Annotated in this window: 20 protein-coding genes; 9 read left to right on the forward strand and 11 right to left on the reverse strand. The window is 63.2% G+C overall.

Going from position 1 to position 21,198, the window contains the following annotated elements; translation table 11 throughout:
• Positions 1-496: 496 nt before the first annotated feature.
• Positions 497-1,393, forward strand: coding sequence for a formate/nitrite transporter family protein (locus JKP78_RS12940; RefSeq protein ID WP_170031776.1), 897 nt, complete (start codon positions 497-499; stop codon positions 1,391-1,393).
• Positions 1,394-1,527: 134 nt separating this feature from the next.
• On the forward strand, positions 1,528-4,113 hold the full coding sequence (locus JKP78_RS12945; protein WP_200626778.1) for a bifunctional diguanylate cyclase/phosphodiesterase: 2,586 nt from the start codon (positions 1,528-1,530) through the stop codon (positions 4,111-4,113).
• A 2-nt stretch (positions 4,114-4,115) separates the two neighbouring features.
• Here the strand turns inward: JKP78_RS12945 and JKP78_RS12950 are convergent, their stop codons facing one another.
• Entirely contained in the window at positions 4,116-4,445 is a 330-nt protein-coding gene (locus JKP78_RS12950) for a DUF2025 family protein (protein WP_200626779.1), read from the reverse strand.
• Between the two features lie 119 nt (positions 4,446-4,564).
• Positions 4,565-5,473 (reverse strand): LysR family transcriptional regulator, encoded by a 909-nt coding sequence (locus tag JKP78_RS12955; protein WP_200626780.1) that lies wholly within the window; start codon positions 5,471-5,473, stop codon positions 4,565-4,567.
• Between the two features lie 112 nt (positions 5,474-5,585).
• On the opposite strand from JKP78_RS12955, the gene JKP78_RS12960 reads away from it, so the two are divergent.
• Complete coding sequence (locus JKP78_RS12960; protein WP_186690466.1) at positions 5,586-6,344, forward strand: SDR family NAD(P)-dependent oxidoreductase; 759 nt, start codon at positions 5,586-5,588, stop codon at positions 6,342-6,344.
• Positions 6,345-6,430: 86 nt separating this feature from the next.
• On the opposite strand, the gene JKP78_RS12965 is transcribed toward JKP78_RS12960, so the two are convergent.
• The 7 genes from JKP78_RS12965 to JKP78_RS12990 all read right to left on the reverse strand — a co-directional run bounded on the left by JKP78_RS12965 (position 6,431) and on the right by JKP78_RS12990 (position 11,290).
• Positions 6,431-7,294, reverse strand: coding sequence for an efflux RND transporter periplasmic adaptor subunit (locus JKP78_RS12965; RefSeq protein WP_170031789.1), 864 nt, complete (start codon positions 7,292-7,294; stop codon positions 6,431-6,433).
• 12 nt (positions 7,295-7,306) lie between these two features.
• Positions 7,307-7,513 carry a DUF1656 domain-containing protein gene (locus tag JKP78_RS12970; protein ID WP_170031792.1) on the reverse strand — a complete coding sequence of 69 codons (207 nt, stop codon included), beginning with the start codon at positions 7,511-7,513 and terminating at the stop codon, positions 7,307-7,309.
• On the reverse strand, positions 7,500-9,488 hold the full coding sequence (locus JKP78_RS12975) for an FUSC family protein (RefSeq protein WP_200626781.1): 1,989 nt from the start codon (positions 9,486-9,488) through the stop codon (positions 7,500-7,502). The genes JKP78_RS12970 and JKP78_RS12975 overlap by 14 nt, the downstream gene beginning before the upstream one ends.
• A 236-nt stretch (positions 9,489-9,724) precedes the next feature.
• Entirely contained in the window at positions 9,725-9,841 is a 117-nt protein-coding gene (gene ccoM, locus JKP78_RS25280; RefSeq protein ID WP_027918924.1) for a cytochrome c oxidase subunit CcoM, read from the reverse strand.
• 135 nt (positions 9,842-9,976) lie between these two features.
• Positions 9,977-10,138, reverse strand: a complete 162-nt coding sequence (locus JKP78_RS12980) for a hypothetical protein (RefSeq protein ID WP_200626782.1) — start codon at positions 10,136-10,138, stop codon at positions 9,977-9,979.
• 67 nt (positions 10,139-10,205) lie between these two features.
• A complete protein-coding gene (locus JKP78_RS12985) occupies positions 10,206-10,532 on the reverse strand; it encodes an aspartate-semialdehyde dehydrogenase (protein WP_200626783.1) in 327 nt (108 codons plus the stop codon).
• A gap of 62 nt (positions 10,533-10,594) precedes the next feature.
• Entirely contained in the window at positions 10,595-11,290 is a 696-nt protein-coding gene (locus tag JKP78_RS12990; RefSeq protein WP_200626784.1) for a M949_RS01915 family surface polysaccharide biosynthesis protein, read from the reverse strand.
• Between the two features lie 176 nt (positions 11,291-11,466).
• On the opposite strand from JKP78_RS12990, the gene rapA reads away from it, so the two are divergent.
• Positions 11,467-14,313, forward strand: coding sequence for an RNA polymerase-associated protein RapA (gene rapA / locus JKP78_RS12995; protein WP_200626785.1), 2,847 nt, complete (start codon positions 11,467-11,469; stop codon positions 14,311-14,313).
• A 71-nt stretch (positions 14,314-14,384) separates the two neighbouring features.
• Here rapA and JKP78_RS13000 read toward each other — a convergent pair whose 3' ends face one another.
• Complete coding sequence (locus JKP78_RS13000; RefSeq protein ID WP_170031810.1) at positions 14,385-15,272, reverse strand: NAD(P)-dependent oxidoreductase; 888 nt, start codon at positions 15,270-15,272, stop codon at positions 14,385-14,387.
• A gap of 179 nt (positions 15,273-15,451) precedes the next feature.
• The gene (locus tag JKP78_RS13005) at positions 15,452-15,763 is read right to left on the reverse strand and encodes a DUF2288 domain-containing protein (protein WP_170031813.1); all 312 of its coding nucleotides are present in this window, start codon (positions 15,761-15,763) and stop codon (positions 15,452-15,454) included.
• A gap of 359 nt (positions 15,764-16,122) precedes the next feature.
• On the opposite strand from JKP78_RS13005, the gene JKP78_RS13010 reads away from it, so the two are divergent.
• From JKP78_RS13010 to JKP78_RS13030, 5 genes are all read left to right on the forward strand, one after another.
• The gene (locus tag JKP78_RS13010) at positions 16,123-17,238 is read left to right on the forward strand and encodes a branched-chain amino acid ABC transporter substrate-binding protein (RefSeq protein WP_186690476.1); all 1,116 of its coding nucleotides are present in this window, start codon (positions 16,123-16,125) and stop codon (positions 17,236-17,238) included.
• Positions 17,239-17,423: 185 nt separating this feature from the next.
• The gene (gene livH, locus JKP78_RS13015) at positions 17,424-18,347 is read left to right on the forward strand and encodes a high-affinity branched-chain amino acid ABC transporter permease LivH (protein ID WP_023379080.1); all 924 of its coding nucleotides are present in this window, start codon (positions 17,424-17,426) and stop codon (positions 18,345-18,347) included.
• Positions 18,344-19,600 (forward strand): high-affinity branched-chain amino acid ABC transporter permease LivM, encoded by a 1,257-nt coding sequence (locus tag JKP78_RS13020; protein WP_186690477.1) that lies wholly within the window; start codon positions 18,344-18,346, stop codon positions 19,598-19,600. The genes livH and JKP78_RS13020 overlap by 4 nt, the downstream gene beginning before the upstream one ends.
• Positions 19,597-20,364 (forward strand): high-affinity branched-chain amino acid ABC transporter ATP-binding protein LivG, encoded by a 768-nt coding sequence (gene livG / locus JKP78_RS13025; protein ID WP_114169627.1) that lies wholly within the window; start codon positions 19,597-19,599, stop codon positions 20,362-20,364. The genes JKP78_RS13020 and livG overlap by 4 nt, the downstream gene beginning before the upstream one ends.
• Positions 20,365-21,066: an ABC transporter ATP-binding protein gene (locus JKP78_RS13030; protein ID WP_013973921.1), complete on the forward strand. Its 702-nt coding sequence runs from the start codon at positions 20,365-20,367 to the stop codon at positions 21,064-21,066.
• Positions 21,067-21,198 lie beyond the last annotated feature (132 nt).

Genomic DNA, 21,198 nt, shown 5'->3' on the forward strand with positions numbered 1-21,198 from the left:
CCAGCGTTCAATCTGAGCCATGATCAAACTCTTCAGTTCAATACTGCTTGGGTTTTTAAGAAACCCTAAACTTGGCTCAGCAATCTCAAATGACTATGTGATTTCTCGCATGGCCACTTGTGATGCTGATAATCTTTGTGACTATCAGTCCGTACTCACAAGCACCCACACGAATTGCTTGATTCGATTTGTTAAAGAGCGTTTGGTTAAGATCGTTTCATCTCAACCGAGGCGCGCATTCTACGCTTTCCTCATTTGCTGTCAAGCGTTTATTTTGAAGTTTTTTACCGCCAGCTTCTTTCGAAACCTTTGAACTTCAATCACTTACCGCTTGCCCCGAAGCGTTCATCGCTGCGAGGAGGCGAATAATACGCGCTTTGAAATCAGAGTCAACACCTTGATCTGAAAAAACTTTCTGCAGCGCCAGCGATGACCCGGCAACTAATCAAAACGCCGTGGATCTGTAAAGGAACACCCCCAACGGAGCGGAGCGGCCATGAGCGATGCGCAAAGCGAGAAAACCCCGGGCCTGTCGGCGGATGAGGAACAGGAAGTCAGCTTGAACCAACCGCCCCGCGCGGCGGTACTGCACGAGATCATTCGCTACCAGGGCGACCAGGAGCTGGAGCGGACCCTCGCTGCACTGTGGTGGTCGGCCCTGGCTGCCGGTTTGTCCATGGGCCTCTCACTCATGGCCATGGGCCTGTTCTACGCCCGCCTCCCTCAAGGCGAAAGTGCCCAGGTGGTCGCCAGCATCGGCTACAGTGCCGGCTTTCTTGCCGTGATCCTGGCGCGTCAGCAGCTGTTCACGGAAAACACCCTGACCGCCGTATTGCCGGTCATGACCTCTCCCACCCTGGCCAATTTCGGGCGCCTGCTGCGGCTGTGGTGCGTGGTACTGCTTGGCAACCTGGCCGGCACCCTGCTGGTGGCCTGGGTCATGCTGGAGCTGCCGATCTTCGACGCCAAGACCGACGTAGCCTTCCTCGAGGTGGGGCGCAAGGTCATGCACAACGATATCAGCCAGATGTTCGCCAAAGGCATCGTGTCCGGCTGGATGATCGCCACCATGGTGTGGATGATTCCGTCGATGGAGCACGCCAAGATCTGGATCATCCTGATGATCACCTACCTGATGGCCCTGGGCGACTTCACCCATATCGTGGTCGGCTCGGTCGAAGTGTCCTACCTGGTGTGGGCCGGCGATGAAACCTGGCGCAGTTTCTGGCTGGAGTTCGCCCTGCCGACACTGGCCGGCAACATCATCGGCGGCAGCTTCATCTTCGGCTTGATCAGCCATGCGCAGGTGCGCAGTGACAGCGGCAAGCCCCCCTCGCGCTTGCTGAAAGGCAACCCGGCAGGCGGGCGTCGCCGCAACGACGGCCAAACGTAAGCCCAAGAACGCCGGCTCGCCCGGCGCCCTGCATTTTTGTCGGCGGCCGGGCTGCCACGCTCAAGCTGGCCTATCCTGATTGAACCTCCTTCCTGAATGCTTGGCGGGAGGTTTCCTGAAGGAGCCGCTCGCGCATGGCCAGGACCGCCAACCTTGCACCCGCCAGCCCCACACCGCGCTTCCAGGTGCGCCGCCTCATCGCCGGCTTCAGCGCTGTTTTCGGCTTGGCCTGCCTGGTTATCGTCGGCGCACTGTTCAATATCGCCGGCACGCTTGACCAGCAGGAGCGCCAGCGCAGTGCCATGCAGGCGAACCAGGCGCTGGAACAACGCCTTCTCGCCTCGCGCCAGTTCCTGTCCGCCTACGCGGTATGGGATGCCGCCTACGAGCACCTGGCAGGGCAGACCGACTGGAAATGGGCCTATGAAGAAAAGAACGTGGGTGAGTCGTTGTACAGCGCCAGCGGCTACGAAGGGGTATTCGTGGTGGATGACACGCGTACCACCTACGGTTTGTTCAAAGGCCAGCCTACCCAGGCGGCGGCCAGTACCTATATAGAGGAAGCGCTGCAGCCGATCATCGACCAGGCCCGTGCGGCGGCCATACCCCGTGAACAAATCAGCCGTTTCGTCCTGTTCAATGGTTGGCCGGCGGTACTCAGTGCCGCGGCAGTGCGCCCGGACCGGGAGGTCAGCGAGAACGAGGTGAGCCAGGCGCCGGTGATGCTGTTTGTCGATCAGCTCACCAAGGACAAGCTGGCACGGCTGGGCACCGGTGTCGGCCTGAACAACCTGCACGTGGAAAAGGACGACGTCGGGGAGCACGAGCATCTGCACATCGACCTCGGCAACACCGGCTTCCACCTGTCCTGGAACAACCCGATGCCGGGGCGCCAGCTGTTGCAGGCGGTAATGCCGCCACTGGCAGGTGCCTTGCTGATTCTCGGCCTGGTCATGCTCTACCTGTTTCGCCACGCCTTGCGCAGTTCGCGGGCGATCGACCTCACGCTCGCCCGCCTGCAGCAGAGCAACCAGGCCCTGGAGGCTAGCGAACAGCGCTTTCGCGCAGTAGCCGAGTCGGCATCCGACTGGATCTGGGAAACTGACCGACAGCAACGCCTGAGCTATCTGTCGCAACGCTTCACCAAGGTCACCGGCTACCCGGTGGGCGACTGGCTCGGCCAGCCGCTTAACCAATTGCTGGCCTGCGATACCACCCCCCTCTCGCCGTGGCTGGATGCCCTGGCCATGGCCGATCCGCAACAACTGGCCAACCTGCGCTGCACCTACCGCGACCAGAATGGCCAGAACCGCTATTGCCGGATTTCGGCCCGTGCCATCTGGTACGACGGCAAACCCGTCGGTTATCGCGGCACCGCCAGCGACATCACCGATGAAGTCGATGCGCACGCCCGCATCCAGCACCTGTCGCTGCACGACCCGCTGACCGGGCTGGCCAACCGCAACAAGCTCGCCCGGCACCTGGAGCAGGCGCTGCTGCGCGGCAGTGACTCGCCGCCGATGACCTTGCTGCTGCTGGACCTCGACGACTTCAAACCGATCAACGACACCCTCGGCCATACCGCCGGCGACGCCGTGCTGCTGGAAGTGGCCACGCGCCTGCGCGACAGCACGCGTGATGGCGACCTGGTCGCACGCCTGGGCGGCGACGAATTCATCCTGGTGCTCAGCGGCATGGACAACCGCAGCGAAATCGACAGTTTCTGTGCGCGCCTGATCGCCCTGCTGCAGCAGCCCATCGTGTTCGACAGCCAGCCCCTGCACGTCGGCGCCAGCATCGGCGTAGCCCAGACCCGTAGCCAGGGCTTCGATGCCGGCGAGCTGATCCGCTGCGCCGACATTGCCCTGTACCAGGCCAAGGCCGATGGCAAGAATACCTGGCGCTATTTCGCGGCCGAGATGAACCAGCAGATCCAGTACCGCCGCCAGCTGGAGAACGACATGCGCCGGGCCCTGCGCAACCAGGAGTTCGTATTGCATTACCAGCCGCGCTACCGCCTCAACGACCTGCGCATCGTCGCCGTCGAAGCCTTGCTGCGCTGGCAGCACCCACAAGAAGGGCTGCTCGGGCCGGATACCTTCATCCCGCTGGCCGAACACAGCGACATCATCGTCGCGCTGGGCCGCTGGGTGCTGCGCGAAGCCTGCCGCACCGCCCTGCACTGGCCTGCCGACGTGCTGGTTTCGGTAAACCTGTCACCGGCCCAGTTCCTGCGCAGCGATGTGGTGGCGGACGTGCGCGAGATCCTGCTGGACACTGCATTCCCTGCCCAGCGCCTGGAGCTGGAAATCACCGAAAATGTGATGCTCAACGATATCGAAGGCGCGCTGGGCACCATGCTGGCACTCAAGGAACTGGGTGTGCGCCTGAACATGGACGACTTTGGCACCGGTTATTCGTCACTGGGCTACCTGCGCACCTACCCGTTCGACAGCATCAAGATCGACAAACGCTTCATCGGCGGCCTCGGCAGCGGTGGCGGCAGCGACCGCGCCGTGGTCCAGGCCATCATCAGCCTGGGCAAGGCGCTGGGGCTGACGGTGACGGCAGAAGGGGTAGAGAGCGAGCAGCAGCTCGAGATGCTGGAGAAGGACCTCTGCCATGAAGTGCAAGGTTATTATCTCAGCCGGCCACTGGACAGTACGGGGCTCGAGGCGTTGTGGCAGCAAGCCGCCGAACGCTCGGCCCCGTACCTGTAGCGTCAGCATGGCTGCTGCAGGCTGCGTTCGGCGATGATTTCCGGCAGATCGTGACGACGCATGTAGGCACGCAGCGGCTCACCGATGTTCAAGCGCTCATCGACGTGCTGTTCCAGCAACAACGCCAACCGTTCGCGGCACAGCACCATGCGCTGCCCCTGCTCGGGCCGCCAGACAAACTCGCTGCAAGGTGTGATGCTGGCATCGGCCACGTCCATGCCGAACGCGTCCTCGGAAAAGCGCACGATGTGCACGCCGCGCTTGCCATTGAAACCGACAAAGCCCTTGAGCTGCTCGGCAGCGTTGCAGATGTCCTGAGAAGTGATGGCCATGACGTAACCTCGCAAAGAAATCGGAAGATACGCACGCCAGGCGGGAGGGTCGCCTCTGCGGGCAACTCATGGGCGAAGCCTAACGCAAGCCGCGGCACGGATGCCACGCTTTTCACCGCTCAGTTGCCGCCGTCGACCTGTGAGCGCAGGACCTCGCCCAGCCATTGCATGAATGCCTGTACCCGGCGCGGCACGTGCCGTTGCCGGACATACAGCAGTGACACCGGCATGGCCGGCGCCTGCCAGTCCGGCAGCACGGCAACCAACTCGCCGCGCTGCAGGTGCTCGGTCACGGCCACCGCCGGCACCTGGATCAGCCCCAGCCCGGCCAGGCAAGCAGCCGAATACGCCTCGGCATTGTTGACCGTGACCACACCGGCCATGGCCCGGTAGCGCACTTCATTGCCGTGCACGTATTCGAACCCGGCGCTGCGCCCGCCCAGGGTGCGCACATAGTGCACCAACTGGTGCTCGGCCAGGTCCTGCAACGTGCGAGGCACACCGTAGCGAGCCAGGTAGGTTGGGCTGGCACAATTGCACATGCTCAGCTGCCCGACCGGCCGCGCCGCTACATCCAGGTCATGCAGGGCACCGATGCGCATCACGCAATCGAAGCCTTCGCGCAACAGGTCGACCTGGCGATCGGTGCAACTCAGCTCCACTTCCAGGCGTGGAAAGCGCTGCAGGAACTGCGGCAGCAGCGGGATGATCAACCGACGGGCCATCATCGTCGGCAGGTCGATACGCAGGCGCCCGGCCAGCTCGGCATCGTCGGCCCGGAACAGGCTTTCGATCTCGTCCATGCCCGACAGCAGGTCCTTGCTGCGCTCATACAGCAACACGCCGTCCTGGGTTGCCCGCACCCGGCGGGTGGTGCGGTTGAACAGCTGCGTACCGAGCATGCGCTCCAGCGCCCTCACCTGCTCCGACACGGTCGAACGTGGCAGCCCCAGGCTTTCTGCCGCCAAGGTGAAACTGCTGACTTCACTGACTCGCACAAAGGTGCGCAACAACTCCAGCTTGTTCACTCAGGCCTCCTGCTATCCGGTTTTACCGAACAGTATTTCCATTTTCGCTGGATTTAACAGTGCCTGGCTGACCAATACCCTGTCCTCATCCACCCACCATGAGGTATTCACCATGACTCGCAAGATTGCCCTCATCACTGGCGCCAGCCGCGGCCTTGGCCGCAACGCCGCCGAACACCTGGCTGCACGCGGTATCGATGTGATCGGCACCTACCACAGCAAGGCGGACGAAGCCCAGGGCGTGGCCGCCCGCCTGGAACAAGCCGGGGTCAAGGCCGCCATGTTGCCGCTGGACGTTGGCGACAGCGGCAGTTTCGCCGGCTTCGCCGAGCGCCTGGCAACCACCCTGCAACAGCAGTTTGGCCGCGAGCGTTTCGACTTTCTGGTGAACAATGCCGGGATCGGGCTGAACGTGCCGTATACCGAGACCAGCGAGGCGCAGTTCGACCAATTGCTGAACATCCAGTTGAAAGGGCCGTTCTTCCTTACCCAACGGCTGTTGCCGCTGTTGGTGGACAATGGCCGCATCGTCAATATCTCCACCGGCCTGGCGCGCTTCGCCCTGCCAGGGTATGCCGCCTATGCCGCGATGAAGGGCGCGATGGAAGTGCTGACCCGCTACCAGGCCAAGGAACTCGGCACGCGCGGCATTCGGGTGAACATTCTGGCGCCGGGGGCGATCGAGACCGATTTCGGCGGCGGTGTGGTAAGGGATAACCGCCAGGTGAATGAATACATCGCCGGCAACACGGCATTGGGGCGGGTGGGACTGCCGGATGATATCGGCGCGGCGATTGCGCTGTTGCTCGAAGACGGCAATGGCTGGATCACCGGGCAGCGGCTGGAGGTGTCGGGCGGGATGTTTCTCTGAACCGCGAATTTCCGGGCCGCGTTGCGGCCCATCTCGACACCAGGCCGCTCACAGCAATACAAACCGCTGCGCAACGGCCTTGGCAGCTACTTCAAGTCCTCATGCACCTGCACACTCGCCGTCATCCCCGCACTCAGGGCCACCCCCTCCGGCACCTGGTCCAGACGAATGCGTACCGGGATGCGCTGCGCCAGGCGCACCCAGTTGAAGGTCGGTTCCACCTCCGGCAGCAACTGGCTGTCCGGGTTGCTGTTGCGATCGGTGATGCCGCGGCTGATACTCTCCACGTGCCCTTGCATCGGCTCGCCTGCGCCCATCAGCCAGACTTTCACCGTGTCCCCCACGCGGATGCGCGGCAGCTTGGTTTCCTCGAAATAGGCCTGGATATAGAAGGTCGCATCATCCACCAGCGCCATCACCGATTCCCCGGCGTTGACATAGTTGCCTTCGGCCAACCGCAGGTTGGTGATATGCCCGCTGCGAGGTGCTCGTACCTCACTACGTGCCAGGTTGATCCTGGCAATCTGCAACTGCGCCTCGGCCTCGTGCAATTGGCCACGCGCTATGGCCGCATTGATCTGGGCGTTTTCACGCAGCTCGGCACTGATCGCTTCTGGCCCAAGGGCGGTACGCCGCGCCGCTTCACGCTCGCGCAGGCGCAGCTGCTGGGCGCGGGTTTCGGTCACGGCGCTGGCCTGGTCGAACGCCGCCTGGAAGCGCTCGCGGTCGATGCTCATCAACAGGTCGCCCGCCTTGACCTGTTGGTTGTCACGGACCTTCAGCTCTCGCACCCAGCCCGATACGTCGGGGGCAATCACCACCACGTCGGCGCGCACGCGGGCATCGCGCGTCCAGGGGGTGAGCATGTAGTACTGCCACAGCTGGTAGCCGGCGAACACGGCCAGGGCCACCACACACAAGGTCACCAGAATACGTACGGCCGCACGCATCGAAACACTCCTCTATAAGGGCCCCAGCAGTCGCACCACCAGGAACAACACACAAACGAACAGTGCCGCGTCGAACAGCGCTTCATGCCAGATCCAGCGCCCCAACGGCGTGGCCTGCACCACCAGGCGCAACACGCCGGTAAGCACCAGCGCCAGCAACACATAGACCAGGAACGGGCTGAACAGCACACCGCCCATTTCCCATTCACGCAACCCCATGGGCTTCCTCCTGCCAGCGGCACCACTTGGCCCAGCTTTTCTGTAATTGCAACACCGCCCCTTCGGCCAAGCGCAGCGGGTCGCTCGACGGCTGCCGGCGCAAGGCCGCTATGAACGCTTCGCTGCTGGCATCCAGGTACTGGCCACGCCCAGGCGCCGGCCCCTTGGCCAGCACCGTCTCCAGCTGCTGCAGGTATTCGCGCTCGGCCTGGCCCAGCGGTGCCTGGGCCACTACCAGGCACATGCGCAGGTGTACCAGTTCATCACCGATATCCAGCCCGTGCAGGCCGTCATCCCAGCGCTTGCGCTCATTGTCGGGCAGTTCACCGGCATGCCGCGCCAACTGCATCAGGCGGTCGGCCATACGCCCGCCGAACCAGGTGTCGGCCCCGCGCAGGTCACGCCGGGTCAGGCGTACCAGGTCGCTCTGGGTCGCCGCGCGCAGGCGCCGGCCCAGCCAGGCCGGGTGACGGAACACCAGCAAGCGGAAGGCCATCACCGCTGCCGACACCCCCACCAGCATGGCCAAGGCACTGTTGAGCAGGGTGGCCACGCCAAACTGCATGGCGTTGAGCGGCGACACCAGCACGATGAAGTGCAGGCAATACGAGGTGGCCGTGGCCCCGGTGCGTGGGTGCGCCATGCCCAGTGCCCCCAGAAACAACGGCACGCCCATGCCCAGGCAGAGCATGGCGAAGCTGCTCCATTGCGGCAGCAGTATCTGCCCGACCAGAAATGCGGTGGGTACCGCCAGGAAGATCCCCCGCAAGAAGCTCAGACCGATCTGGGCGCCGTTCTCACGGCTGGCAAAAAGGCTGCACACCACACAGGTCAGCACCAGCCCACCCGGTGCCGACGGCCACGCCGTGGCCAACCAGAAGCCGCTCATCACCAGAAAGGCCAACGCACTGCGTGAGCCGAACAACAGGGCAAGCGACCAGTCACGATGCACCGCCAGGCCTTGCGACACATCCTTCGGCGCCCTGCCCGCCTCCACGTCCTCCAGCGCCTGGCCGGCGGCCATGGCGTAATCCAGCAGCAAGGCCATGCGCGCCAGGCAGAAATGTTCCGCCGAACTGATCTGCTCCGCGTGCGCGGCATCCCAGATGCGCTGGCGCAGCAACAGCAGGCTGGGCGGGTCGGGCTTGCCCAGCAACGCGCGCACCTGCTCCAGCCAAGGCGCCAGGTGTTCGGTCTCGTGTTGGTCAAGTTGTCGCCATTGGCGGCGCACCGAGCGGGAAATCCGCAGCAGTACCATCAGCTTCTGGCTCAGGCCACGAATGGCGCGGGCACGTTGGCGCCCGCGGTTGCCTTCGAACCAGGCGTGTTCGCGCTGGCTATCGATGGCCACGATACGCCCCAGGCTCTCCAGTAGGCCTTTGCGCGCCTCGTCTTCGCCACCCAGCATGGCACTGGCCGCCTGCAGGCCGTTCTGCCAGGCCTGGCGGGCCTGCCCGCCCAGTTGCTGTTCGGCGCGCATGGGCCACAGCAGCGCACTGCTGGCGGTGGCACAGAAGATCCCCAGGCAGATCTCGGTGCAGCGTGCGACGGCCTGGTCGAACACCTGCAACGGATGGTCGATGGCCGGCAAGGCGATGATCGCGGCGGTGTAGCCGGCCAGCACGAAGGCATAGGCCCAGGCGCTACGCAATTGGGTGGAAGCGGCAGTGCACAGGGCCAGCCACAGGGCCAGGGTAAGCAGGAACAGGCCGGGGGCCTGGGCGAACAGGCCGATGAACAGCACCGACATGAGCGTGCCGACCAGCGTCCCGGCCAGCCGCGCCAGGCCCTTCTGCACCACCATGCCGGACAGCGGCTGGGCAACGATGAAAGCCGTCATCAACGCCCAGGCCGGTTGCTCCAGGCCCCAGCGCATCGCCAGCCACAGGGCCAGGCCGCCACCGAGCAGGGTCTTGATGGCGAACTTGACGGCGAGACTGCTGGGGGCGAACAGGGCCTGGAGGGTGATAGGCACGAGGCGGACCTTGCGGGGATGACTTGTTCAAAGATAGACAATGGCAGGAAGAATAAAGCGAAACCTATTAATTAGCTAGCTAATCATCTTGATTGCAGCGAGCATTCCTGCTCCGGCGTTTTCGCGGGCAGCCCCGCCGCCACTCGAACCGCGCCCAGCGCGGCATAAAATCGCAGGCAAAAAAATGGGCGACCGAAGTCGCCCCAAATGCCTTGCGTGCTCGTGTACCCGAAAGGTCAGCGCGGCTTGCGCTTGTGCGAGTCCTTCCAGATGAAAATGCCCAGACCGGCAAAGAATGCAAACATCAACCCGACCGTTACCACCCCGGCGATAACCACATTGTCGAAGAACATGCTGGCCTCCCCATTCGTTTGCCGTTGTCCGATGGGTGCACGTTAACCAATGTCAGGGGCGGGAAAATTGATCGGGGTCAATGGTGCCCGGGGCCGGGCACGCGAGGCGGATGCAGGGTTGACTTGCGTCAAGTTTCAGCGCTTCTTCGGCTTGCCCTTGGGCTTCTTTTTCTTGCCGGTATTCAGCGGCAGCGCCTGTTCGAATGCGTTGCGCATTTCGTTCAGGCGCTTTTCCTTGAGGTCGTGGGCGCGCTTGGCGCGTTCGGCATCGAAATCGATGAGGTTGTCTTGGCGCATGGGTGGGCTCGACGATCAACTGAGACTTGCATGATGAAGCCAGGCGCTGGCGCTGACCAGCCCCAGCTCAGACTTCGATGTCCACCAGCAACCCTTGGCGTGCGTGCTCGCCTATCAGCGGCGCCACCGGGACGGTGTTGTCGGCGTTGACCTCATCACCCGGCATCGCGCTGTAGCGCTCGTCGTCGTCCTTGCGCCGGCGTTGCTGGCGGCGTTGCTCATCGCGCAGCAGCAGCGCCTGCTCCTGCGGGTCACGCTGGCGCTTGAGGTCGATGGCAGTTTCACTGGATGCCGGCTGCGTCGGTACCACCGGCTTGATATCGGGGGTCGGCTTGACCGGATCCTGTTGTGAAGTCACCGGTGCGGCACTGAGCGGAATGAGCGGTGGCAACATGAAGGTTCTCCTATGCCCTCTGTATCGGCAGGTGCAGATTTACCTGAAGGCATGGTCAAGCTTTATTCGGCTTCGTCGTCAGTATCGTCGTCGGCTGGCGGGCTGGCCTCGCTCCAGGGGCGCTTGTAAACCTGCTGCCAGACCGCGTCCATGTGCTCGCGCAGCACCTGCGGTGCGGATTTGAGCGAGGCACTGTCCTCGCGCTCACCGCCGATCGGCTCTTCACCCGCCGGGGTAATCAGCGACTGGCCGGTGATGGTGTAGCTGGCCTGCCCTTCGCGCATCTCGATGGTAATGTCATGCGGGTCGATGCCGCCGCCACAGAAGGCGTGGCTGGCAACCGTCACCTCGGCGACACCGTCCTTGTTCAGGTCACTGACGTCGCTGACGTCGTTGTAGAAATCCACATCCAGGTCCAGCCCCGGGCAAGTGGTTTCCTGCTCGATCTGCCAGCGCGCCTTGAACGCGTCGCTGTCGGCGCTGCGCCCGTACAACGTGGCCTTGAGCACCACCTTGTCCACTTCCTGTTCACTTTCCGGGTCGCTGGCCTGGCCATCGCTGCGGCTCAGTACCAGCAGGCCTTCACCGTCGCGGTCACGAAAATGCACGCTCTTGATCGGCGTCTGCACGCCCAGTACTTCGAGCTGCTCCATCGGGATGGCGGGCAAGGTGGCGAAATTCTTCTGTTCGCAGGCGGCCAGCAGCAACAGGCTGCCCACGGCGATCGAGGTGCTGATCCAGCGGTGCTTGGCAGACATGGTGATCCGGGGCCCTCTTCAGCAGCACGGTATGAGCGATGAAACGGCTAGACTGTGGCATGGCGTGAGTCGGCCTGTTGCTGCATTTTGCACACCTTTCGGTACGCACGGCACTTTGGTCCGACCGGCCGATCCGTTAACATAATCGGCTTTTTCATCGCGGGAGTTCAGGCAGTATGGCGCAGCAGTATCAACCGGGGCAACGCTGGATCAGCGACAGCGAAGCCGAGCTCGGCCTGGGTACCATCCTGGCGCAGGATGGCCGCCTGTTGACCGTGCTCTACCCGGCCACTGGCGACACCCGCCAATATTCCCTGCGCAATGCGCCGCTGACCCGCGTGCGCTTCTCGCCGGGCGACCAGATCACCCACTTCGAAGGCTGGAAGCTGACTGTGCGCGAGGTCGAGGACATCGACGGGCTGATGGTCTATCACGGCCTGGACGGGCAGAACCAGCCACGCACCCTGCCAGAAACCCAGCTGTCGAACTTCATCCAGTTCCGCCTGGCCAGCGACCGCCTGTTCGCCGGGCAGATCGACCCGCTGTCGTGGTTCAGCCTGCGCTACAACACCCTGCAGCACACCAGCAAACAGATGCAATCTGCGTTGTGGGGCCTGGGCGGCTGCCGCGCCCAACCCATCGCCCACCAGTTGCACATTGCCCGCGAAGTGGCGGACCGCAGCGCGCCGCGTGTCCTGCTGGCCGACGAAGTGGGCCTGGGCAAGACCATCGAAGCCGGCCTGGTGATCCACCGTCAGCTGTTGTCGGGCCGCGCCAGCCGCGTGCTGATCCTGGTACCGGAAAATCTCCAGCACCAGTGGCTGGTGGAAATGCGCCGGCGCTTCAACCTGCAGGTGGCGCTGTTCGACGCAGAACGCTTCATCGAAAGCGATGCCAGCAACCCGTTCGAGGATGCCCAGCTGGCGCTGGTGGCCCTGGAGTGGCTGGTCGACGACGAAAAGGCCCAGGACGCACTGTTCGCCGCCGGCTGGGACCTGATGGTAGTCGACGAAGCCCACCACCTGGTCTGGCACGAAGACCAGGTCAGTGCCGAATATGGCCTGGTCGAACAACTGGCCCAGGTGATCCCGGGCGTACTGCTGCTCACCGCCACCCCCGAACAGCTCGGCCAGGACAGCCACTTCGCCCGCCTGCGCCTGCTCGACCCCAACCGTTTCCATGACCTGGCGGCCTTCCGCGCCGAGAGCGAACACTATCGCCCGGTGGCCGAAGCCGTGCAGGAGCTGCTCGACGAAGGCCGCCTGTCTCCCAAGGCCCACGCCACCATCCAGGGCTTCCTCGGTGCCGAAGGCGAAGCCCTGCTGGCCGCCGTCAGCGACGGCGATACCCAGGCCAGCGCACGGCTGATCCGCGAGCTGCTCGACCGCCACGGCACCGGCCGCGTTCTGTTCCGCAACACCCGCGCGGCCATCCAGGGCTTCCCTGAGCGCCAGCTGCACCCCTACCCGCTGGCCACGCCCGAGCAATACCGCGAGCTGCCAGCCGGCGAGCATGCCGAGCTGTACCCGGAAGTCGCCTTCCAGGCCCAGGGCGAAGTGGCCGACGAGGAGCGCTGGTGGCGTTTCGACCCGCGCGTCGACTGGCTGATCGACACCCTGAAGATGCTCAAGCGCACCAAGGTACTGGTGATCTGCGCCCATGCCGAAACCGCGATGGACCTGGAGGACGCCCTGCGCGTGCGCTCCGGCATCCCGGCCTCGGTATTCCATGAGGGCATGAGCATCCTCGAACGCGACCGTGCCGCCGCCTACTTCGCCGATGAAGAATTCGGCGCGCAGGTGCTGATCTGCTCCGAGATTGGTAGCGAAGGCCGCAACTTCCAGTTTGCCCACCACCTGGTGATGTTCGACCTGCCGGCGCACCCGGACCTGCTTGAACAGCGCATCGGCCGCCTCGACCGGATCGGCCAGAAGCACACCATTCAGTTGCACGTCCCGTACCTGCAGGACAGCCCGCAAGAGCGCCTGTTCCAGTGGTACCACGAAGGCCTCAACGCTTTCCTCAACACCTGCCCGACCGGCAACGCCCTGCAGCACCAGTTCGGCCCGCGCCTGCTGCCGCTGCTCGAAGGGGGCGAAAGCATGGCCTGGGAGGCACTGGTGGCCGACGCCCGCAGCGAGCGCGAACGCCTGGAAGCCGAACTGCATACCGGCCGTGACCGCCTGCTGGAACTGAACTCCGGCGGCGGCGGTGAAGGCCAGGCGCTGGCCGAGGCAATTCTCGAACAGGACGACCAGTTCGCCCTGCCGATCTACATGGAAACCCTGTTCGACGCATTCGGCATCGACAGCGAAGACCATTCGGAAAACGCCCTGATCCTCAAGCCGAGCGAGAAGATGCTCGACGCCAGCTTCCCGCTGGGTGACGACGAAGGCGTGACCATCACCTACGACCGCGGCCAGGCCCTGTCGCGCGAGGACATGCAGTTCCTCACCTGGGAACACCCGATGGTGCAAGGCGGCATGGACCTGGTGCTGTCCGGTTCGATGGGCAACACCGCCGTGGCGCTGATCAAAAACAAGGCGCTCAAGCCCGGCACCGTGCTGCTTGAGTTGCTGTTCGTCAGTGAAGTGGTGGCGCCGCGCAGCCTGCAACTGGGCCGTTACCTGCCACCGGCGGCGCTGCGCTGCCTGCTCGATGCCAACGGCAACGACCTGGCATCACGGGTGGCCTTCGAAACCCTCAACGACCAGCTCGAGAGCGTACCGCGCGCCAGCGCCAACAAGTTCGTCCAGGCCCAGCGCGACGTGCTGGCCAAGCGCATCAGCAGTGGCGAGGCCAAAGTCCTGCCGGCCCACGTCGAGCGCGTGGCCGAAGCCCAGCGCCGCCTGGCGGCGGAAGCCGACGAAGAGCTGGCCCGCCTGGTTGCACTGCAAGCGGTCAACCCGAGCGTGCGCGACAGCGAGATCGAGGCGCTGCGCAAGCAGCGTGAAGAGGGCCTGGCGATGCTGGAAAAAGCAGCCCTGCGCCTGGAAGCCATCCGCGTGCTGGTGGCAGGCTAGCCGGCCAGGCCACCCGGCGCCGCTGTGGTGTTGCAGTTGCCGCAGCGGCTGCAACACCAACAGCGGTGTGATCAACCCTTGCTGCGGTACAGTTCGACCAGGGTCGCCGGGTCTTTTTCCAGGTAGCCCTGGCTGGCATGCAAGCGCATCAGTTGTGCGGCGAGGCCACTGAGTGGCGTCGCCGCGCCTTGCTCGCGGGATAGCTTCACCGCACCATCAAGGTCCTTGAGCAGCGTACGCACATGCCATTTGATCGGCTCGAAGCGGCTTTCGGCCATTTGCGGCGCGAGGATCTGCAGCGGCCTGGAATCGGCAAAACCGCCCGCCAGTGCTTCGGCGATCAGTGTCGCATCCACCCCCGACTGTTCCGCCAGCGCCACCACTTCGGCGATTACCAGGGCATTGCAGGCCACGATCATCTGGTTGCAGGCCTTGGTTACCTGCCCTGCCCCCACCGCACCCATGTGCGTCACGCGCTGGCCAAGTACCTGCAACACCGGGCGCGCGCGCTCCAGGTCCGCCGCCGCGCCACCGACCATGATCGCCAGGGTGCCGGCTTCGGCACCCGGTGTGCCGCCTGACACCGGGGCATCCAGCCAGGCCATGCCGCACAGGGCCGCCAGCTCGGCAGCCATTTCTCGCGTCGCGGTAGGTTCCAGGCTGGAGAAATCGACCAGCAACTGGCCACGGCGCCCACCCTGGGCAATGCCTTGCTCACCGAACACCACTTCGCGCACCACGGCGGTGTCGGCCAGGCACAGCAGCAGCATGTCGCTGTCGCGGCACAGTTCGGCAGGGCTGCTGGCCAGGCGCGCGCCGGCGGCGAGGAGCGCGGCACACTTGCCCGGGCTGCGGTTCCAAACGGTCAGCGGGTAGCCTGCGGCCAGCAGGCGTCGGCACATGGGCAGGCCCATCAGACCGATGCCGGCGAATCCAAGCGAAGGTAGTGCAGTACTCATCTATGACTCCTGACTGGTCGAACATTACCCAGGCTGCCCAGGAACTTGCAGCAACGGTGGGGTATTACGCATCCCGTAAACTGTTACCGCCACGCCGAATTGTTACTTCCCTCCACTCGCCCTGAGCGCCACCAAGCACCAGAACGGAGCTGTTGCGCATTTTCGCGCACCAAAAACGATCACGCCTCGGCTGGGCGCTTCACCTGAATCACGATGAACGGTGAAACCACCACGGCCCAGATCTCTGGATCGCGGCTTTGCAGCTCTTGGGCCTGCTCGGCGGTCACCGGGCCGACAGTGCCATCACTACGCCACTTGGCGAAGATCTCGCTGCGATTCTCGGCCATTGCCTCGGCAACGGTGATCAGGTCCAGGCTCGGGTCGACCCAAATCAGGTCACCCTTGGCCCAGAAACGCTCCAACGCTTTCCACTCGATGATTGCCGTCTCGCCAAGCAATTTGGCATAGAGGGTGCTTGTGTGATCAGTCATGGGTGGTATCCGCAAAAATCGGTCAATTAAAAAGGCCGGCATTTTTGCAGAAAAACCCGGTTTCAAATATGTAATTTGGTCGATTGATCCCGAACTTGTGGGGCGGGATCGCAGATACAGGCAGTTTGATGGCGCTTTTTTGTATCTTTGTGTCGACCAAGCGACAACCCAGGAAACAGGCACTTTTCGAACGCTTTTCAAGCGCTTGGACAGCGCTCTACACTGTACCGGTACAGTTCCGGGACATGTTCCGGGGGAAGGTGGGCTTGCGCGTTGGCATGGCCACGCCGCAAATCCCGCCCGGTCTGTAGCCCTGGCCGCCAGGACTATAAGAATTACAACAGAATGAGTGGAGCACTATGATCAAGATTTCCAAGCTGTTCGCCGCAATGGTTCTGGCCGGGGTAGCCAGCCATTCGTTTGCCGCCGATACCATCAAGATCGGGATCGCAGGCCCCAAGACCGGCCCTGTGACCCAGTACGGCGACATGCAGTTCATCGGCGCCAAGCAAGCCATCAAGGATATCAACGCCAAGGGCGGCGTCGATGGCAAGATGCTCGAAGCCAAGGAATACGACGACGCCTGCGACCCTAAACAGGCCGTGGCAGTCGCCAACAAGGTGGTCAACGACGGCGTCAAGTTCGTCATCGGCCACCTGTGCTCCAGCTCCACCCAACCAGCGTCCGACATCTACGAAGACGAAGGCGTGATCATGATCACCCCGGCCGCCACCTCGCCGGAAATCACCGCCCGTGGCTACAAGCTGATCTTCCGCACCATCGGCCTGGACAGCGCCCAGGGCCCGGCCGCCGGCAACTACATCGCCGACCACGTCAAGCCGAAAGTGGTTGCGGTACTCCACGACAAGCAGCAGTACGGTGAAGGCATCGCCACCGCGGTCAAGCAGACCCTCGAGAAGAAAGGCACCAAGGTCGCCGTGTTCGAAGGCCTGAACGCCGGTGACAAGGACTTCTCCTCGATCATCCAGAAGCTCAAGCAGAACAACGTCGATTTCGTCTACTACGGCGGCTACCACCCGGAGCTGGGCCTGATCCTGCGCCAGGCTCAGGAAAAAGGCCTGAAAGCCAAGTTCATGGGCCCGGAAGGCGTGGGTAACGACTCCATCTCGCAGATCGCCCAGAACGCCTCCGAAGGCCTGCTGGTGACCCTGCCGAAGTCGTTCGACGCCGACCCTGAGAACAAGGCCATCGTCGATGCCATCAAGGCTGACGGCAAGGACCCAAGCGGCCCGTTCGTATTCCCGGCCTACTCGGCTGTCGAGCTGATCGCCCAAGGTATCAAGGCAGCCAAGTCCGAAGACACCGACAAGGTGGCCGAGGCCATCCACGCCGGCTCCTTCAAGACCCCGACCGGCACCCTGTCCTACGACGAGAAAGGCGACCTGAAAGACTTCAAGTTCGTGGTCTACGAATGGCACTTCGGCAAGCCGAAGACCGAAGTCTCCCCTCAGTAACTGCGTGACTAATAGCTGACCTAGGAGCCCACTGTGCGAGCAGTGGGCTTTGTTTTACGAGGTTCATGGGCCTGATCCCCGCGATCCGGGGGCGGGTTCACCTGAAAATCTTAAAACCGTCACCCGCGGTTTCCTGGCCGTACCCCCGCCAGCGAAATGCAAATCAGGTTTTTAGGAGCGCTGTAATGCCTGAGATCTACCATTTCTTCCAACAACTGGTTAATGGATTGACCATTGGCAGCACCTATGCCTTGATCGCCATCGGCTACACGATGGTGTACGGCATCATTGGCATGATCAACTTCGCCCACGGCGAGGTGTACATGATCGGTTCCTATGTGGCCTTCATCGCCCTGGCGGGCCTGGCCATGATGGGTATCCATTCGCTGCCGATCCTGATGACCGTTGCCTTCGTCGCGACGATCTTCGTTACCAGTGCCTATGGCTACAGCATCGAACGGGTTGCCTACCGCCCCCTGCGCAACAGCAACCGCCTGATCCCGCTGATTTCCGCCATCGGCATGTCGATCTTCCTGCAGAACACCGTCTTGCTGTCGCAAGACTCCAAGGACAAGTCCATCCCCAACCTGATCCCCGGAAGCTTCTCGTTCGGGCCGGGCGGTGCGGAAGAAGTTCTGGTTTCCTACATGCAGATCCTGGTGTTCGTGGTCACCCTGGTGGCCATGACCTGCCTCACCCTGTTCATCTCCCGTTCCCGCTTGGGCCGTGCCTGCCGCGCCTGTGCCGAGGACATCAAGATGGCCAACCTGCTGGGCATCAACACCAACAACATCATCGCCCTCACCTTCGTCATCGGTGCCGCCCTGGCGGCGGTGGCGGCCGTGCTGCTGAGCATGCAGTACGGGGTGATCAACCCCAACGCCGGTTTCCTGGTGGGCCTGAAGGCCTTCACCGCGGCGGTGCTGGGTGGCATCGGCAGCATCCCGGGCGCCATGCTCGGCGGGCTGGTGCTGGGCGTGGCCGAAGCGTTCGGTGCCGATATCTTCGGCGACCAGTACAAGGACGTGGTGGCATTCGGCTTGTTGGTTCTTGTCCTGCTATTCCGGCCGACCGGCATCCTGGGCCGCCCGGAGGTTGAAAAAGTATGAACAGAAATCTCAAACAGGCGTTCTTCAGCGCCTTGCTGGTATGGGCCGTGGCCTTCCCGGTGCTGGGCCTGAAACTGAGCATCGACGGCATCAGCCTGGCGGTGCACAGCCAAGGGTCGTTCACCATCAGTATCATCGCCGTGTGTTCGCTGCTGATGTTCCTGCGCGTGCTGTTCGACAGGCAGTGGAGCGCGGTGATGGGCCGCCGCTCGGAGCGCAAGCTGATCCCGCCAGCCGTCAGCAACTACCTGACCCTGCCGAAAACCCAGCGCTACGTGATCATGGGCCTGATCGTCGCGGCCCTGGTCTGGCCATTCTTTGGCTCGCGCGGTGCGGTGGACATCGCCACGCTGATCCTGATCTACGTGCTGCTGGGCCTGGGCCTGAACATCGTGGTCGGCCTGGCCGGCCTGCTCGACCTCGGCTACGTCGGTTTCTACGCCGTCGGTGCCTACAGCTACGCGATGCTCTCGCACTACCTGGGCTGGAGCTTCTGGGTATGCCTGCCGATCGCCGGCCTGATGGCCGCCACCTTCGGCTTCCTGCTCGGCTTCCCGGTGCTGCGCCTGCGCGGTGACTACCTGGCGATCGTGACCCTCGGCTTCGGCGAGATCATCCGCCTGTTCCTGCGCAACCTCACCGACTGGACCGGCGGCCCCAACGGCATCAGCAACATCCCCAAGCCGGAGTTCTTCGGCCTGACCTTCGAACGCCGTGCCGCCGAGGGCATGCAGACCTTCCATGAGTTCTTCGGGCTGGAATACAACTCGATCAACAAGGTCATCTTCCTCTACCTGGTGGCCCTGCTGCTGGCCCTGCTGGCGCTGTTCGTGATCAACCGCCTGCTGCGCATGCCGATCGGCCGCGCCTGGGAAGCCCTGCGCGAAGACGAGATCGCCTGCCGTGCCCTGGGCCTGAACCCGACCGTGATCAAGCTTTCGGCCTTCACCCTGGGTGCCTGCTTCGCCGGTTTCGCCGGCAGCTTCTTCGCCGCGCGCCAAGGCCTGGTGACGCCGGAGTCGTTCACCTTCATCGAGTCGGCGATCATCCTCGCCATCGTCGTGCTCGGCGGCATGGGTTCACAGCTGGGCGTGATTCTCGCGGCCATCGTGATGATCCTGCTGCCAGAGCTGATGCGTGAGTTCAGCGAATACCGGATGCTGATGTTCGGTGCGCTGATGGTGTTGATGATGATCTGGCGTCCGCAAGGCTTGCTGCCTATGCAACGACCACACATGGAGCTGCATCGATGAGCCGTGAAATTCTGCAAGTCAGCGGCCTGAGCATGCGCTTCGGCGGCTTGTTGGCGGTCAATGGCGTGGGCCTGACCGTCAAGGAAAAACAGGTGGTGGCACTGATCGGCCCGAACGGCGCCGGCAAGACCACGGTGTTCAACTGCCTGACCGGCTTCTACAAGCCCAGCGGCGGCACCATCCTGCTCGACGGCCAGCCGATCCAGGGCCTGGCCGGCCACCAGATCGCCCGCAAGGGCGTGGTGCGGACTTTCCAGAACGTGCGCCTGTTCAAGGAAATGACCGCACTGGAAAACCTGCTGATTGCCCAGCACCGTCACCTGAACACCAACTTCTTCGCCGGCCTGTTCAAGACCCCGAGCTTCCGCCGCAGTGAGAAGGAGGCCATGGAACGCGCGCAGTACTGGCTGGAAAAGGTCAACCTGACCGAATTCGCCAACCGTACCGCCGGCACCCTCGCCTACGGCCAGCAGCGTCGCCTGGAAATCGCCCGCTGCATGATGACCCAACCGCGGATCATCATGCTCGACGAGCCTGCAGCTGGCCTGAACCCCAAGGAAACCGAAGACCTCAAGGCCTTGATCGCGTACCTGCGTGAGTCTCACAACGTCACCGTGCTGCTGATCGAGCACGACATGAAGCTGGTGATGAGCATTTCCGACCACATCGTCGTGATCAACCAGGGCACCCCCCTCGCCCACGGCACCCCGGAGGAAATCCGCGACAACCCTGAAGTGATCAAAGCCTACCTGGGGGAAGCGTAAATGCTGAAGTTCGAGAACGTTTCCACCTTCTACGGCAAGATCCAGGCGCTGCACAGCGTCAACGTGGAAATCAACCAGGGCGAGATCGTCACCCTGATCGGCGCCAACGGTGCTGGCAAGTCGACCTTGCTGATGACCCTGTGCGGCTCACCGCAGGCGCACAGCGGCAGCATCAAGTACCTGGGTGAAGAACTGGTTGGCCAGCCATCCTCGCACATCATGCGCAAGAGCATCGCGGTGGTGCCGGAAGGCCGCCGTGTGTTCTCGCGCCTGACCGTCGAGGAAAACCTCGCGATGGGTGGCTTCTTCACCGACAAGGGCGATTACCAGGAGCAGCTGGACAAGGTGCTGCAGCTGTTCCCGCGCCTGAAGGAGCGTTATATCCAGCGTGGCGGCACCATGTCCGGTGGCGAGCAGCAGATGCTCGCCATTGGCCGGGCGCTGATGAGCAAGCCCAAGCTGCTGCTGCTCGACGAGCCCTCGCTGGGCCTGGCGCCGATCATCATCCAGCAGATCTTCGACATCATCGAACAATTGCGCCGTGATGGCGTGACCGTGTTCCTGGTGGAGCAGAACGCCAACCAGGCGCTGAAGATCGCTGACCGGGCCTATGTGCTGGAGAACGGCCGGGTCGTGATGCAAGGCACCGGTGAAGCACTGCTGACAGACCCGAAGGTGCGCGACGCGTATCTGGGGGGTTGATCGGGAAAAAGGGCCTTCGGGCCCTTTTTTCTGCCTGCCGGATTTTGTATCGCCTGTGCCGGCCTCTTCGCGGGCTTACCCGCGAAGAGGCCGGCACAGGTTTACCAAAGGCTTGTGATCCACACCGAGCCT

The sequence above is a fragment of the Pseudomonas sp. LAM2023 genome, assembly GCF_016620375.1.
Taxonomy (GTDB): Bacteria; Pseudomonadota; Gammaproteobacteria; order Pseudomonadales; family Pseudomonadaceae; genus Aquipseudomonas; species Aquipseudomonas anuradhapurensis.